Here is a 17,624-nt window from a genome sequence, read left to right on the forward strand (position 1 = left end):
ATAACAAAAAATCTTATGCCGAAAGTTACATAAACTTTGGGTAATAACAAAGTCCGAGCTTGGGAAAGTTCGGACTTTGCGCATAAAAAAAGAGGATGCGACGGTTTTGACACACCCTCTTGATCTTTTGGTTTCCTCGGGTTATTCTGATTTTATACTTTTCACCGGATTCTCGTTCGCCACATACCAGGAACGGAGCACGACGCAGAAGCCGATCACGGCTAACAACGCCAAGCCGCCCAGGATAAAGATGAAGGCATTGAGCGAAATCTTTTCGGGGAAATTCTCCAGCCATTCATTCCCTGCCAGATACGTGCCGGTCAGACCGATAATGACAGCCGGAAGACCGATCAAAAGAATATTGCGCAACAGCAAATTCAACACATCGACCGCCGTCGCCCCGTTCACCTTGCGGATCGCGATCTCCTTGCTGCGCCTGCGTATCTCGTCCGAAACATAGCCGACAAGCCCCATCAGCGTAATCAACAGCATGAAAACAGCCGCCACTGCTACGGAATTGCGGAAACGCTCGGTGTCACGATAGGATTCATGCAACTTGTCACGATAGGTAGTCAGCACGATATCCTGGTCCGGCAACAACTCGCGTAGCCGGTTTTCCAACATCGTGAAAGATTCGGGCGACATCTCGCGAAGACGTATGTTCATATAAAAACTGTTCCAACCACCAAGCCCGACGATCACGACCGGTGTCTGTGGGGTAAAGATCGAGCCGACGATGAAATCATCCAGCACCCCCGATATCACGACATCAAACAGCCCTTTGCATTTATAGACTCTGCCGACCGGATTGTCTTCCCAGCGCAGGACTTCCAAGAAACGCTTGTTGACCAAAGCTGGAATCGGATCTCCGCCAAGGCGTGTCGGGATATTCCCTCCCTGCATGATATTCAAGCCTATCGTATTGACATAGCAGGAATCGGCAAACTCAAAGCGCAAAGTGGTCAACGCCTCCTGTGTCTCCGGATCGATAAGAGGCGTGCCGCTGAAAAAGTTACAAACCAACTGTCCGGAAAAGGTTATATTCTCGACCTCCGGAGAGCGCATCAACTCCGTCCTTACCATCTCCTGCCGGGCAGCCGGTATGCTGTCGAGCTCGCAAAACACCAGATTGTCCGGCTCGTAGCCCATATCCTTATCTAAAATCCGGTTATACTGCATCAGGATAATCCCCAAGAACATCAACATGAAAGCGGCACACGCTATCTGGACGCCCAACAACCCCTGCTTCCAACCCCGCTTGCTATAGTTATAAAAACGGAACGCCTGCGTCACGGGAATAGCCGAGAAAATACGGGCAGGCACAACGCCTGAAAGCACCACCACCAGCAAAACCAACCCTAACGAAACCAACAACTGCCGTCCGGCAAAAAGCGAACCGAGCGTCACCCCTGTCAATTCCGTAATCCAATCTCCTCCGGCCAGTATCAACAACGCTGTGCAAACCAGCGAGACCAGGATCAGGATCACCGTTTCGGACAAATTCATCATAAAGATATTGCCCGAACTGGCCCCGTTGCTTTTATAGATCGCCATCGTACGAGAGCGGGTCGCCAGGGAGGAAATGGACATCATCACATAGTTCAACGAAACGGACACTAAAATCAGAGTCGCCAAAATGGACAGGACGAGCAGCGTCAGTTTTGTTTCCTTATTGTCCGTATGCAGCGTCGTGACCGGTTTCAGATAACAATCGAACATATACCCGTTTTTCTTCATGGATTCACGGTCCATGTGACGCTCCAACATGGCAGGAATCGCATTTTCATTGATTTCTTTCAGATCGGCGTTCGCTTGCAGGCGGACATACCCGACATAACCGTCTCCTCCATCCCAACTATTACGGCTGCTATTGGCAATCGAATAAATGATATCGAAATCGAGATGCGAGTTTTCGGGCACATCTTCGAATGTTCCGACCACCGTCAAGGCCGATTTTTGCTTTTTATCGTTGAACAGCACTTTTCCTATCGGGTCTTCCCCCTTGAAGATACGGCGTGAAAGAGACTCGGAAAGGAAAACGTTCCCCCCTGTCTTCAACCCCATATCGTCACCGGAAAGGATTTTAAACGGAAGGGTTTTGAAGAACATCGTGTCGGCAAGGATACCTCGGACCGTATAACGGTTTTCCCCATCGAAAATCACCCGTTCCCCATTTCCGGTCGTGCTGGTTCCCGCCACCACGCCCGGAATTTCGAGCGGCATGGTCGGGGCTATCGGCTGGAAGGAATAGCATTGTTCGGTCGAATGAGAAGTATTGGTCCCCACCCCGGTCGTATAAATCATCTGCACCTGATAAATATTCTCCGCATCCGGCAGAAACTTATCATAACTCAAATCGAACGAAATACGGGCAAACAGGATCAAACCGATCGCAAGCCCCAACGTCAGGGTGAAAACCTTGATCAGATTGTTTCCCCACGCATTCTTCAGATAGCTGATTGTATAAAATAGTTGTTTCATAACTTGATATATTACCTATACATAAGACACACCATCCCGGCGATCCTAACATGCTGTCGGTCATTTATTCCGATTTCAGGCTCTCGACCGGATTAGCATTCGACACCGCCCATGCGCGGTACAGGACACAAGCAACGATCAAAACATAGACCAGCATCGACCCGGCCAGGAACATGAAAAAGCCGATGGGCGCCTTTTCCGTAAATTGCTCCAACCATCCCGTGCCGGAATAATAGGCGACCGTCATACCGATCACAATAGCCGGAATCGCAATATAAGAGATATCTTTGGAAATCATCTTCAGGATATTCCAGGCAGTCGCTCCGTTCACCTTGCGGATCGCTATTTCACGCCCGCGGCGGTTCGTTTCGTCGCTGGTATATCCCAACAGGCCGATCAAAGCGATAATCAACGTCACGATACCTCCGATCATAACCGAGTCGCGGAACGTGCGGGAGTCCTTATACAGGTCTATCATATCCATATAATAGGCCGTCACCGTAACATTCCGGTCGGGCATTACATCTTCCAGCACCTTCTGAGCCTTCTTCATGTTCTCCGGCGACATCTCATGGAATTTGATCAGAAGCGTCGGTGCATATCTATCATAGAACAAAGCGGTCGGACGGATATCCGGATGGCCGGTACTGCCGATACAAACATCTTCATATACGCCGCAGATGGTAAACGGTTCCCCATTCTGGCTATGTTCCGTAATTATAACGTTCTTGCCGATCGCACTCCCGGTCCAGCCAGCCACCTGTTCCATCTTCTTGACAAAAGAACGGCTGACCATCACCTTGTCCGAAGCCGACCCGTCCGAACGGAACACCTCTCCTTCAATAACCGGAATCTCCATCAAGGAGAAGAAATCATCTTTCACCCAGTACATATCGAGAATATTGAACAGTTCGCGGTCCTCTCCGGGAAGCAAAACATTGTTTCCCGACGTTGCCGAAATCGGCAGGTCATAGCAAGCCGAAACCTTATCTACTTCAGGTATCTTCCGCAATTCCTCTATCGCCGTATTCCGAACGGATTCCTCCACTCCCTGCGTCGAACAATAAGCCAGCTTCTCGTAGGCATATCCGGGATCGACATTCACCATATAGTCATATTGCTTATTGATCACCGACAGTAACGCCACCAGATAGGCAGTAGCCAAAAACTGAATGAACAGCAGGCAAAGTTTCCAATACCTGCGTGATTCTTTGATATTACGGAATGCAGCGGCCACCGGAATGCGCAGGAACATATAGGTCGGGATCAAGCCGGTAATAAAGAAAATCACGATACAAACTCCTGCCAGAATCACAACGGTCTGTGTCGAGAACAATGCGCCCAACGTAGCCCCTAACAGTTCTTCCGTTTTCGTACGGAACAGAATGATCAGGAAAGCGGCAAGCAGCAGAGAGATCAGCATATGCAAACAGGTTTCCGACATAATCATGCCGAACAGGTTCTTATCGGAAGCCCCGTAACATTTATGGACAGCCACCTCCTTAGTCCGGTTGATCAGCGTGGAAATCACGATCAATACATAATTCATCGCAGCCGTAAAGATAAGTACAAAAGCCAGGAAGCCCAACAGGGAATTCATGCTCTTCACCTCGTCGCTGTTACTGTGCATGTCCATCAACGGAACCAGGCTATAAGTCAGATCGACTCCCGCTTTTTTCACCTCTTCCAGATCACAATGCCGTCCTTGCATCTCACGGATAGCAGTAGTCAGGCTTTCCGGATCAGTACCGGGATAAAGTTTCACATATCCCAGGTAGCGGTCATTCCCCAGCCAGTTTTCGCGGCTCCACTTGCTCATGCCTTCCAAAGATGCGACAATCTCAAAACGCAAGTGGGAGTTTTCGGGGACATCTTCAAACACGCCGCCGATCGTATAGGTCTGTCCCGGACTGGATTCAAATTCGAAATCCTTGTTCAAGGCTTGTTCGGCGCCTCCCAACAGCTTGGCGATGCGATTCGAGATCATCACATATCCCGGACGGGACAATGTCTCTTTCGGGCTACCGATCAGGATAGGACGCGGCAACAGGTCGAAAACATTCGTATCGCCCATCACGACATAGCGGGCGGAGTAGCGGTTTCCATCCTTTGTCCTGAACAACTCCTTATCTCCCCCGATATAGGTAAGGCGGGTCGCTTTTTCAACCTCCGGTATCTCGATCTGCATAGCCGTAGCCACACCCCCGCTCACCTGCCCGTAAGACTTATATTCACCATCCCGGATGATATTTTCGTGTAACCGGTAAATGCGGTCGCTGTCCGGATAAAATTTATCAAACGAACGTTCAAAACAAACTTTCGATATCAGGACAAGCCCCATTGCCAGTCCGACCCCCAGGGATAAGATCTTTATCCCGTTACTTCTGCCTTTCTTAAAAAGAGAACGTAATGCTATGCTTAAGTTTTTCATATCATGTATTTATTATATTCTGTCCATTAAAATTCAAAAAGCGTGCCAAAAGAGTCAACAGGCTAAAATACAGACACATAAAACCATATCCATTTTTTAAAAGTGTCCATTTTTTTGACAATGGTGTACAATAATTAGACACTCCGGATCTATTCGGATTTCAGGCTGTTAACCGGATTATCGTTTGCAATCCTCCAAGTACGCAGTACAACTGTTGCCAATACCAGCAACCAGATCGCCAGTGCGCTGCCTATAAAAATAAACATGCTCAAAGGAATCTTTTCGGAGAACTGCTGCAACCAGTCTTCCCCCATTATATACGAACCGACCACTCCGAATATCACAGCCGGAACAGCCATATAGAGCACATCTTTCGAAATAATCATCAGAATATCCCTAATCGTCGCTCCATTTACTTTACGAATCGCTATTTCTTTGCTGCGACGGGTTGTTTCGTCAGCGATATATCCGATCAAACCGATAAGTGTAATTAGGAAAGTCATTAAACCACCCAACATTACTGCATTCCTGAACAACCGGGAAGCCGAATAGAGGTTTATAATGCTGGCCTCATAAGAATTTATCGAGATATCCTTATCGGGAAGAAGTCCTTGAATTGTCTTTTCCACAAGTTTCATATTTTCGACAGTCGGATTTGCATGCAGTTTGATCGAAATCACATTTCCCGGCATACTTGAATAGAACCAAACCGTCGGCGAGATGATTTCTGATTTAATAGCACCGACACGCACTTCGTCATAGACACCTATAATCTCAAAGCCGTTCGGATCATTCGGATCACTATGTTCACTTATACGAAGTCTCTTACCGACCACTCCATCTTTCCATCCCTGAACCAACGCTAATTTTTCCGCCGTCACCTGGCTGACCATCATAATACGAGCCGAATCGGAATAAGAACGGTCGAAGGCTTTCCCTTCGATCAATTTTATATCCATCAATGGCATATATTCAGCATCTATATATCCCATGTCTTTAATATGTAAAGCTACCTCGTCAGAATTATCTCGGTAAATCATATTTCCCCCATAACCTCCATAAACCGGTAGCGCATCGGAAGATGCCACAGCCTCTACTTCCGGTAACTTACGCAACTCATTCATGACCATTTGAACTTCAGAGCCATCGGCTCCGGAAAGGTTGGAATAGAGCACCTTGTCGTACGAATATCCAGGATCATCCGTCACCATCCGATGATATTGCAAGCCGATAATAGCCAACAAGGTAAGCAAGAAACCGACTGCGACAAACTGGATAAACAGCAATCCTTTTTTCCACATCCGGCGGGATTCGATATAGGAACGGAAAGCGACCGCCACCGATATGCGTGAAAACAAATAAGACGGGAATAAACCTGCAAGCAGAAAGACCAGCAAACACACGCCGGCCAACAGCAAAACAGATTGCCACGTAAACAACGCCCCCAACGATGCTTTCAACAACTCCTCCACCATCTCACGAAAAGCGAGTATCAACAAAGTAGAGACAACTAACGATACAAGCAAATTCATAAATGTCTCGGAAAAAATCATCTCCGAAATATTTTTGCCCGAAGCTCCATAACATTTCCGAACCGCAACATCTTTAGAGCGGACAACAAGCGAAGAAACCATCAGCAGGATATAATTCATCAAAGCCGCGAACAAAATGGCAAAAGCAATCAACGACAACATCACCGCCATGCCTTTGACAGCCGAAGAAGTAGCATAAACTTCTTTCAAAGGTTTCAGTGACAAACTATAGGTCAGCCCCATTTCCTTCAACCTCGCAGAGGGAACATGCCGATCCAGCATCTTAGCCATTTCAGCCTCCAGCGTTTCCTGGTCAACTCCCGGCTGGACTTTGATATACGCTTTATAAGCATCACCGCCAAACCATTCGTTCTCATTGCTCCAACCTATCATTTCCTTAAACGAAGGCAAAGACAGAAGCACATCATATTTTAAATGCGAATTTTCAGGTACGTCTTCAAACACCCCGCTGATCGTGATAAGCCTGCCCGGATAGGCAGCCAACTCGAACGACATTCCCGTTACGTCCTTTCCTTCTCCGATTCTTTCAGCCAGGCTTTCGGAAATAAGTACAGACAACGGGCTCGAAAGAATCTGTTTCACGTTTCCTGATATAACCCTGAGTGGCAGGACATCAAAAAAGCAATCATCAACCATCAGGAAATTGGCTTTATATTTATTTTTATCAGACATGAAAAACACCAGATTACCCAATGGATAACCACGGGTAGCAGCCTCCACACCCGGAACTTCAAGTTTCATGGCAGGGGCAATACCTCCACTGACCATATCACTATCTTCCATTTTCTTTTCACCCATCTCCATGTTCGCCCGTATCTGGTAAATACGTTCCCCATCCGGATAAAAGTCATCATAAGACAGTTCGAAACACACCTTGGCAATCAGCACCAGCCCCATTGCAAGGCCAACTCCCAAAGATAAAATCTTAATCCCATTGTGTCGTCCTTTTCTAAAAAGCGAGCGGACAGCGATTGTCAAGTTTTTCATATCTGTAGTTTTTTTTGATTTGACTATACTTAATTACAATAGATATATTCAAAAAGCATGCCAAACAATATAATACCATAATTATCAACAATATAACCATTCGCATACATTACCGGAGTGTCTAATTATTTGACAGTGATGTATAAATATTAGACACTCCGGTATAAACCCTTTCGATTTTAAGATATGGTCCGGATTTTAACAGAGGTAACCTTCAAAAAAATACAATAACCCCTCTAAAATGAGCATTTTTAAGCACCATTGATAATCAGCGTTATACGATGTATAAGATTATTAATAAATATTATCCGCAAGGAAAATTTCAAAAATATGGGTTAGTAATCCAATTTTCATGCAGTACCGTTTCGATTTAAACCAACGGGTATTTTTGAAAATTAGACAATAACAACAACCCCGGCCAGAGTTTAGTCCACTCTCTCATATATTTTGTATTTTTGCACCATGAAACGAAATATACTTGCTCTCTATCTGATCAAACTGTCCAAATGGTTCACTTTAGTCATGCCGATCATCGTGCTGTTCTATGAAAAGCACGGACTGGGGCTACAGGATGTTTTCATCCTGAAAAGCGTTTATTCGGTTGCGGCAGTGGCATTGGAAATTCCGTCCGGCTACCTGGCTGATGTGTGGGGACGGCGCAAATGTCTGATATTGGGATGTATTCTGTTCTTTTTCGGATATTTATGTTACTCGTTCACTTCCACATTTACGGCATTCCTGTTTGCCGAAGTACTGTTGGGAACGGGGCAAACGCTGGTAAACGGGGCGGACTCTGCCTTGCTGTACGATACTACCGCACAATACAAAAAAGAGAACTTATATCTGCGGTATGAAGGGCGCATCACCATGATCGGTAATTTTGCGGAAGCTCTTGCAGGCATATTCGGCGGGCTGCTGGCGGCTTATTCTCTCCGGCTTCCTTTTTATGGCCAGGCAATTATCGCTTTTACCGGCATTCCGGCGGCATTCGCGCTAAAGGAGGTAAACCGTTCGAACAAAATACAGAATCCGGTCAATGAGATCGTGCGGATCATCAAATATTCATTAGTCACCAACAAAAAGCTCTGCTATAACATCATGTTTTCCGGGATCATCGGGGCGGCAACCCTCACGATGGCCTGGTTTGTGCAGCCGGTGCTGATGTATCTGAAAACTCCCGTGTCCTGGTATGGCATCATCTGGACCGTATTGAATCTGACCGTCGGTTTTGCCGCTCTCTGGTCAGACCGTGTGGACAGCTATTTCGGCCCGCGTAAGATGGGAATCCTTATCCTCGCGGTGATCGTCGGCGGATATGTCGCGCTCGCCTTCAACCTGACGTATGCCGGCCTTGCCATCCTGCTTGTCTTTTACATTTTCCGTGGTTTTGCCACTCCTATCCTCAAAGGCTACATCAACCAGATGACCTTTTCCGACATGAGGGCGACAGTGCTTTCCATCCGTAACTTCATTATCCGCCTGATGTTCGCCGCTATCGCCCCCTTTATCGGTTGGCTGAATGACATGTATTCCCTCCGGATAGCCCTGCTCGTTTCAGCCGGAATCATATTGCTGCCGGGAGGGATATTTCTGGGGTTGCAGTTCAGAAAAGAAACAAGTTAAAAAGGGACATTGCACAAAGTGCTGATCTTGTCTACATTCTTGATATAGGAATTATGCTCCCAAAGGCGTCCGCCACAATATTGATCGAAAGTGTCCTGCAATGCTTTCTCATCGTCAAGGCTATTCACCAGTTCCGGTATCAAGATCTCTGCAAAAACGAAAGCGCCTTTTTCCGGTACAAGAACAAGATTGTTCTTGGGTTGTATAGACATTGATTTTTCAAGAGTATCGAGTGGAATAATGCGGTAACGCTTTTCACCTTCCTTATCCGAAATCAATAGCAGATAATCGGTATTACGAGCCGGAGAAATAAACAGTATGTCATCAATCGAACCGGCAAAAGCAAAAAGCGTATTCGGCTGCGACATTCCCTTTTTCAGATTGGAAAGCCCGACTTCGCCACTCTTAAAAACTGTAACCAGCAAATCTTCCTTATCTTCCGGATTGTAAGAGAAAACAACATTGCCGCCTTCTCCTCCCCATTTTCCGATTTTGGGACTTACCGAACAGGCTATTTTGCCATTTTTAAACAAGGATACAAAGACATGGTTTGCCGTGTATCCCAAGTCAAGTTTCTTTTGCAAAGGGTTACAACGCAAAGCAGATGTCCGGATTCCTAAATTAATTTGAGTACTTGCATTTTTACTGCGCAAAGCCTTTTCTTGGACACTCTCTTCGCTTACTGGCAAGACCGGAGCAACCGCTTCCACCTCCTGGACTACCGGAATTTCAGGGACTACGGAACGTTTATCAAAAATATATTCATTCCGTTCCGCACTAAAATAGGCAGGAAACTCAGGCATTTTAGGAACAGAATCAAGCTTTTGCCGATGGCGCAACTTGACAAAATCCGCCACATTGCCAACCGGTTTGATCAGGTTCGAACTGGCAGAACGCGTATACACTTCACCTTTCACCTCTACCACTTCATTGACAGGCGCGGCTCGAAACGCCAAAACCAGACGTCCGTCTTCATATTCATACAAACGGCAACGTATGTACGCCTGATAACGATCCCGATCTTCTTTTTTACCTAATAGCCTGATCACATTTTGATTGACAGAACGAAGGTAAACATCGCTGTCATTATGAGCAAACCTTAACTCCTGGTCCAATCCGGTCAGATATCCCTTATCATTGACTCCGATATAAAGCGTCCCCCCTTCCGTATTCATGAACGATGCAATCACACGAGCCAGGACAAGGCTCTGCTCCTCTGTCGCGTTTTTGTCGGCATGGATAAATGCAGATGTCTTAAATTCTTTTTCTACTCCTTCATGGCCGAAAAATACGGGTATGTACACTTTAGGGTTTTTCTCCCGGACTTTACAACCAAGCAAAACATTAATATTCCCGCAAATCAGTTCCTGCAGGTCATCATCCTTTTCTTTCAGATAGGACATGATATTAAAATAGCGTGCCAGCTCAGCTACCGTACGGTTTTTATTTTGCATAAACGATTGCAAATCGGACTGGACGGAAGTCAGGGGACGGGAGTCGAACCAAGTCTGTAATACTCGTATAACCTGTTTGTTATTACGCAAACGCAAGCTGTACCGATCCATATCCAACGCTCCCATACGATCCGACAATCCCTTAAAAGTTTGCCGGCACTCAACTCCCTCTCTGTTTTTCAATAATTCGGAGTCCAGGGAATTAACCCAATAGATATAGTCGGAACAAAGCCCGTAATAATCAGCCAATTCTTTGTTTCCCACAAAACGGCACAAAAATATCAGGACATTATAAGCATTGAAGCATCCACATATATCTTCGCTGTCGCCTATCAACGAATCTACACAATAAATGAGTTCCTTCAACTGGCTCACCGTTATCCTATCCGACTCGTCATATAAATCGGGGTTTACTGTTTTACTTTCACTTTCAGGCATCTCATCAGTCTGGGCCGATTCATCAAGAGCACTCTCCGGAACTTCAAGATTCAGGCTTTGGAAAGCGACGAAGAAAGGATTGTTTTTTTCTTTCAAACGTTGCAACTCTTCCTTGTCTTTATTGACTTTCAGCACTTCTTTCGTCATGAAGAAAAAGAAACTGCGCAAATTTTCCAATACATTATTATAAAAACCTTTTTCATCCGGAGATGGGATATGGGACAGCACTTTGATCGTATTTTTCAATTTGTCCGTCGATAAACCTCCATATTCCACCTTATAGAAGTTACCGGCCTTATACTTCTTATGGGAATTAGTCGTTGTTGCCGTCGTGCCGGTAGAAAGCAACCACCAGACTTTGCCTTCTGCAATATCGATCACTTTCCCGATTACATTTTTCTTCCTGACACAATCCGGATACATATATTCATTGAAATCCTGTATCAGGGAAAGCTTGACTTCACTTCCTTCCACGCTCTTTACTTTCGCACGGAATATCTCGTTGACAGCAAACATATCCATAAAACCAGGGATGATATAATAGCATGAATTTATGTAAGCGAATGGCAAACAGGCCTTCATTCCCCGGTATGGGGCATCTATAATTTCCATCTTCAGAGACATGTCTTCCTTGTCGATATGCAGGATCCGGACCTTGACCCGTTGATCCGGACGCAATAAATGGTCTGTCTCCACCTCTTCCTCTTCCATCTCGATCTCCGGCATCTCAATCTCAATCTCTTTCTCATCTGATCCGGTATCCACAAAAGCCGGAGAAGAGATTGGTTGCGACAAAGGATAATCTTCCGCTACCAGATTCCAATATGAACGGTAATCACGGATATTCTTACAAGCATCAAAATTCAAAGATAACCGGCTAAAAGATGCGACAAACAAACGGTTGTTCAACACAGCAGCCCGGTCTTTACGTCCTTTCCACGAGTTGCATTCCAGTTCGACCAATGGGCTCAACGTAAATCCGTCGTTATCAAGCGTAACCATATTTTTTTCATTCCGGCATTGCTTCCACTTTTTACTATCCTCCGGGAAAAGACAGGCTTTGTCATCTGCCTGTATCATGATGAGGCGTTCCAAAATCTTTATCTCATCAAAATGCCGGAGATGCTCCCACCGGATACGGTCAGCCAATGTATTCTCACCTGTGAGCAAAGTATATGACTTATTTTTCAGCAGTTCACTATACGGTGATGGTATGCGGGAAAGATAACGGCATATACGAGCTGCAATCAGTGAGAGGTCATCATCCTTTTGCGGGCATTTTTCGGAAATCAGGAAAACAAAAGCATGCAACCGAACCGATTCCGTTATCAGAGGATGGAGCGTTTCCCAGTCATCGGAGAACCAATATTCAGCGACCTTATCATCCGTCTCCATTGCTTTCCGCTTCAATACGCCGAATAAATCAGCACATTCCGTTTCATTTATCAAACCATTGGCAATCAGTCTATACACGATATCAATCAGCAACGGGAGATTCTGAGAAAAACCAGTCAAATCGTATGACAGCAGATAATATATTTTTAGGATCTCGTCATGTACATGCCAAATGTTTCCACTCTGTTCCAACTTACGCAAAACAGCCTTCAGATATTCATTCGTCTTTCCTTCCGACAGGCAACGGCAAACTTTTAGTTTCAAAGAAAGACGATCCATCCTGTCAAACAGTTCGGTTCTTTTTTCATCCGCCCTCTTCTGGTATACTGTTTGCAAATAGTCCGATTCCTCTCCCATCCACCGGCAAAGGTCGAAGGCCTTCTCTAAAGCTTTAGCGGCATCCTTTCCATCCCGTGCCAAACAATCTCCATGTTTTTCTTGAAAAGCGGACAAAGCCTCGATCCATCCAATCTCCTGATTCCGATACAGGAAACGGGCTTTTTTCAATAATACATCTGAAGCAGGATAATGCGAGACTTTATTCTCCACCAGCAACTTCATATCAACATCACAGGATTGAAATACAGAAGCATATTTTTCCACAATACTATCAGATAAGTTTTTTCCTGTTGTCGGCGCTTCTTTATCAAGGACAGTTATATCATACATCATAGTTATAATATTAAAAATAAGATTATTAATTAAATAATTACTCTCAAAGGATAATATACATAGCTCGAATATACTCATTTAATTCAAAGCACAAAAATATTCCAACGATATTTTAAGAATAACCATAAAAAAAGAGGCCTGTCTCTTACTCCGAAAAAACAGACCTCTTTATGAAAAAAGATTTTTTTAATTATCTAATAGTGCGTAAGTGCATCCATATTGTGAAGCAGGCTCCCAATGAATAGACAGACAGAAACGGACATCTTTAAACCACATCAAAGCAGCTTCTTTAGGAGACTTTTATTTATACTCCAACCAAGCTGTTGCCTTCGTGTCCGTATCCGATACAAAACGAATCCATCTCGCCTGGAATGATTCAGGAAGTTGCTGCACCAATTTTTCCCCCGGCTTAACCGTGTAAGAAGCGCACTCCATCCAGTCACCGTTTCCAGTCGGATCAACCTCAACGGTTATCATCACATTTTTGTTTGACTGATGAGAAAGAGCCAGTTCCTTCTTATCATAGAATGCGATCAGATAAGGATCGGATGCGACACCAGCTTTTACATCCGTATCTTTCCACGGACCGCCTTGTCCGACCGGTTTGCCCAGAGTCCACAGGTCATCTATGACACCCACCCAAACAGCTGCTTTTCCATCATCGGAAACGACAATATGCGGATTTTCTTTTACTTCTTCAGGAGTCACGCCTGTCAAGACAAGCATGCCCCGATAAGATGCATAATCATTGATTCGGTAATTATGTGTTGACACAGGACGTATTTTGGCATATCCATCTGCATTTTCAGCCGGAAGTTCGTAGAATGTTCCCATACAAGAGAACAAATCACGTTCCGTCGCGACTTCACGACAAACACGGAGCACTCCCTGATCCGTCAGCTTTTTATAAGTTTCGTTTCCTAAAGGCAAGCGCCAACGACGCCCTAAATCATCCACCACCAGAACTGAGCTTTCTTCTATCGATATTACCTGTTGTGGAATCGCAAATTTACTACGGATCAAATCAGCAGTCTTTGCATCATCTTTACGGACCAGTTCCAATTTATCCCCCATTTCATAATAACCGGTTTCCGAAATCTTTCCATTCACCGTTACATTTGCCAACAAGCCTAAGGCACGACGGTTATCACCCAACCCATACAATAAACCTCCGGTCGTTGTTGTTTTATCAACTGTAGTCAAGCCCTTATAGATCGGACCAGAAGAAGTCGAACGGGTGTCAGGGGACGTATAATTGAAACTAACCGTTGCCATCGTATTCTTATCGGCTTTCACCCGAATCCACTCTCCTTTTTCCATCGATAGAAAAGGAACGGAAGCTGCTTTTCCTGCGTTAACGGTTACAGATTTTAAAGTCTTCCATTCATTATTACCGGCTTCATCTATCTCAAATGTGAAAGTCACAGGTTGATTGCCTTCATTTTTCAACCAACCGCAACGATTAGCCCAACCACTAAAAAGGAAAGGTTCCGATGCTTCATTAGCCTTTACGCTCTCTTTCGCCCAAACCGCTCCTTCGGCTGTGGCGGGTCCTAATTCGTCCGGTTTTGTCAAAGAGGTAAACCATAAATTTGAATTAGACTGACCGGGGCCTTCTATATTACCCTTCGCTTTCCGCTTATTCAAGAATTCTTTCTGAGCAGAATCATCACAACCAAATACCAACTGGTCATTCCAACGGGTAAAATCGCCGATCACCTTCAAGTAAGCGGAGCGCGGACGGATTCCAGCCGAATTACAGGCAGCAAACATACCTGGAAAATCCCAGAACATCCCGTGCATCGTCATTAAATAATCCGGTTGCGACTCCGTTCCGACATTTCGAATGCGCGGCCATTCCGTATTCCAGCCATGCGCTCCGTCATAACTGTGGCTTGCTTTAGGTAAACGATAGAAAGACCAGCCATTCTTTGCATCACGGACACCCAGCAAAACAGATTTATGATCCCAACCGGTAGCCCACAACGGGTCTGTCTCTGGATTCGCATTACCATATATTCCACCCGGCCCTGTCACCTCGACAAATTGATTCCGACGGACAACCTTCCAGTCTTTACCGTCCCACTCTGCTAAAACACCGGCTTCGACATCAAACTTTTTCAAAGCCTCCTGCGTCCCTTCGCCATTATTCGTAAAGAGCATCACACCCTGTCCGGAATACAGGCCTTTACCATGAACTCCGGGCAACAAAGCGTTTATAGGTCCGGCATCCGTATCATTCTTTTTTTGTTTCTTATTATTTCCATCCTGATACAGTTCTTTTGCCTCGAGTGTATTTACATCCACTTCATAAAAGCCTTCTTCCATTGTCCCATAATAAATTTTATTGGCTGGATCCGTCAGATGGCGAGCATTACCTGTATGCCGGCCAGGCATTTTCGCATAAGGTATCACACGAACCTTTCCTGTTTTATCTATTGCATACGGGCCGATAAAAAGTTGATTGCTTTCTTTGTGAATCATGCGGTTTGCAGGAGTTCCGCCAATGCTTTCATCACGTACGATCTGCCGGTAGTCCGATGTCACTTCATATAATTTGTCGGAAGAACCGTTCGGCAAATGCGGCCCATACGTTATCACCCATAAACGATCGGCCCAAGGCACCACCGCTCCGGTTCCACATTCTCCTTCATTATTATAATAGGCTAAACGAGGATAGATACCGGATATGGAATCCGGTATTTTTTTTACATCTTTTTGAGCAGTACAACTCATCACGGACAATGCTGCAGCTACGGCTACAGAACTTTTTATTTTCATTTTCATCTTTTTCCAATAATATAGTGTTAGAATAAAGGCTCCTTCTTACTCTTTTCAATTTAAACAAAGATTAAAAGGAGCCTTAATAATTATGTATATACAACCTACTAATATCCGGGATTCTGTTCCAGATTTTCGTTAATCAAAACTTCTTTGGTCGGAATCGGCCATAAATACTGCCGGTCGTTCCACATACGCTGTGACATAGGAGCAATCAATCCGGCCTTTTCCATCGCAGAAAAATCGGAAATACCGTCTTCGTCTATTTCTGGAATACCGGGCCAGAACCATAAGCCTTTATCTATCACCTTTTCTCTTAACAAATCAACCGGATATAACATACCATAGTTCGGACGTGTCAAAGCCTTGCTTGCCAATTTCCATCTGACCAAATCCATATAGCGTAATCCTTCTTTGGCAAATTCAACCCGCCGTTCGGTACGCAAGATAGTACGCAATTTTTGCGGGTCGGTAGTTGTCACTGCCGGATAAGCAGCCGTATTCGTATAATCCACACCATAGGCTCTTGCACGAACTTGATTGATTGCATCTAAAACAGACTGGTCGATCTGCCCCAATTCTATTTTTGCCTCGGCATACATCAACAGGACATCTGCATAACGGATAATAATTTTATCCGGATCCACATCCTTGCCATTTTCCAGCCACGTTTCATCAATCCCCTTTTTCCACAACAATCCGTTAAAAGAGGCAAATTGGGCATTGACACGGGTATCATTGTTTTTCTGCATCTTTCCTGTGTTGTAATTCATTACTTGTACGGCATCCGGATGCGGATTATATTCAAAGCCAAGATGCCGGGTTCCAAACTCGACTATGGTAGCCGTACAACGCGGATCACGGTTTTTAAACGGATCATGCGGATCAAACAAAGGAGATTCATCGATTGGCAGGCCATCGGTACAGGTATAGGCGGCAAGTAAATCCCAAGAAGGAGCAAATGCACCCCAACCGCCGGGGTTTCTTGAAACTTCATTCATAACCGTCCAGTTTCCTAACGTAACTTTATATTCTATGGAACGAGGCAAAAGGAAAATCGATTCTTCCGAGTTCTTTGTCGTACTCAGGAAAAGGTCCGAATAGTCTTTATGTAATTTATAAAGACCTAAATCCATACACTTTTTAGTTGCATCTGCGACAATATCCCAATCTCCCATATACAAAGCAAAACGAGCTTTCAAAGCTAAAGCCGCCCCTTTTGTGGCACGCTGTGAAGACAGGCCTGAATATTGTTCAGGCAAATTTTCTATCGCTTTATCATAATCTTCATATATCTTCGGTACGATTTCTGATTTCGGAGTTCGTCCGAGCGTAAATGCTTCTTCTATATCAACGACCTCTGCCACATAAATAACATCTCCGAAATAAGTGACTAATCTCGCATAGCAGGAAGCCCTCTGAAAAAAAGCTTCGCCTTCATACTGCTTCAGTTTGGCTTCCGAGATTCCCATGCTTGCTGCCTTATCCATATTCGCCAGGATCGTATTTGCCCGAGCTATGGATTTGTACTGGTTGGCCCACAATTTTGTCACATCCTCGCTTTGCCCGTTAAAGGTTCCTTTTATTATTTCAGACGGAGTTTCTCTGTAAATAAAGTTATCAGTCTTGTCTTCATTATCCAAAGGCCAAAAGTCATCCCGATAAAAATCCTTGACAGACATTTCTATTTCCGTTTCACTGGAGTACCAGTTTTCACTGGATGCCTGTGATAATGGATTCAAATCCAACTCATAACATGAACTCAACCCTATGCAGCATCCCAATACTATTATTAATGTACGTTTCATC

General features: G+C 44.9%; 7 protein-coding genes. 1 reads left to right on the plus strand and 6 read right to left on the minus strand.

Annotated elements, in window-relative coordinates; translation table 11 throughout:
- Positions 1 to 141 precede the first annotated feature (141 nt).
- The 3 genes from H8S65_RS10315 to H8S65_RS10325 all read right to left on the minus strand — a co-directional run bounded on the left by H8S65_RS10315 (position 142) and on the right by H8S65_RS10325 (position 7,452).
- Positions 142 to 2,481: an ABC transporter permease gene (locus tag H8S65_RS10315; RefSeq protein ID WP_186929903.1), complete on the minus strand. Its 2,340-nt coding sequence runs from the start codon at positions 2,479 to 2,481 to the stop codon at positions 142 to 144.
- A 64-nt stretch (positions 2,482 to 2,545) separates the two neighbouring features.
- Entirely contained in the window at positions 2,546 to 4,912 is a 2,367-nt protein-coding gene (locus H8S65_RS10320) for an ABC transporter permease (RefSeq protein WP_186929904.1), read from the minus strand.
- A gap of 149 nt (positions 4,913 to 5,061) precedes the next feature.
- The gene (locus tag H8S65_RS10325; protein ID WP_186929905.1) at positions 5,062 to 7,452 is read right to left on the minus strand and encodes an ABC transporter permease; all 2,391 of its coding nucleotides are present in this window, start codon (positions 7,450 to 7,452) and stop codon (positions 5,062 to 5,064) included.
- Between the two features lie 462 nt (positions 7,453 to 7,914).
- Between H8S65_RS10325 and H8S65_RS10330 the strand changes: the two genes are divergently transcribed.
- A complete protein-coding gene (locus H8S65_RS10330) occupies positions 7,915 to 9,075 on the plus strand; it encodes an MFS transporter (RefSeq protein WP_186929906.1) in 1,161 nt (386 codons plus the stop codon).
- On the opposite strand, the gene H8S65_RS10335 is transcribed toward H8S65_RS10330, so the two are convergent.
- From H8S65_RS10335 to H8S65_RS10345, 3 genes are all read right to left on the minus strand, one after another.
- A complete protein-coding gene (locus H8S65_RS10335) occupies positions 9,072 to 13,034 on the minus strand; it encodes an AlbA family DNA-binding domain-containing protein (protein WP_255489164.1) in 3,963 nt (1,320 codons plus the stop codon). The genes H8S65_RS10330 and H8S65_RS10335 overlap by 4 nt on opposite strands.
- 300 nt (positions 13,035 to 13,334) lie before the next feature.
- The gene (locus H8S65_RS10340) at positions 13,335 to 15,815 is read right to left on the minus strand and encodes a hypothetical protein (protein WP_186929907.1); all 2,481 of its coding nucleotides are present in this window, start codon (positions 15,813 to 15,815) and stop codon (positions 13,335 to 13,337) included.
- Between the two features lie 107 nt (positions 15,816 to 15,922).
- Positions 15,923 to 17,623 (minus strand): RagB/SusD family nutrient uptake outer membrane protein, encoded by a 1,701-nt coding sequence (locus H8S65_RS10345; protein WP_186929908.1) that lies wholly within the window; start codon positions 17,621 to 17,623, stop codon positions 15,923 to 15,925.
- Between the last annotated feature and the right edge of the window lies 1 nt (position 17,624).

The sequence above is a fragment of the Parabacteroides hominis genome, assembly GCF_014287585.1.
GTDB classification, from domain to species: Bacteria; Bacteroidota; Bacteroidia; order Bacteroidales; family Tannerellaceae; genus Parabacteroides; species Parabacteroides hominis.

Excerpts from the sequence above, each read along its gene's own strand:
- H8S65_RS10315 (WP_186929903.1), bottom strand. The coding sequence starts at position 2,481 with ATGAAACAACTATTTTATACAATCAGCTATCTGAAGAATGCGTGGGGA.
- H8S65_RS10320 (WP_186929904.1), bottom strand. The coding sequence starts at position 4,912 with ATGAAAAACTTAAGCATAGCATTACGTTCTCTTTTTAAGAAAGGCAGA.
- H8S65_RS10325 (WP_186929905.1), bottom strand. The coding sequence starts at position 7,452 with ATGAAAAACTTGACAATCGCTGTCCGCTCGCTTTTTAGAAAAGGACGA.
- H8S65_RS10330 (WP_186929906.1), top strand. The coding sequence starts at position 7,915 with ATGAAACGAAATATACTTGCTCTCTATCTGATCAAACTGTCCAAATGG.
- H8S65_RS10335 (WP_255489164.1), bottom strand. The coding sequence starts at position 13,034 with ATGATGTATGATATAACTGTCCTTGATAAAGAAGCGCCGACAACAGGA.
- H8S65_RS10340 (WP_186929907.1), bottom strand. The coding sequence starts at position 15,815 with ATGAAAATAAAAAGTTCTGTAGCCGTAGCTGCAGCATTGTCCGTGATG.
- H8S65_RS10345 (WP_186929908.1), bottom strand. The coding sequence starts at position 17,623 with ATGAAACGTACATTAATAATAGTATTGGGATGCTGCATAGGGTTGAGT.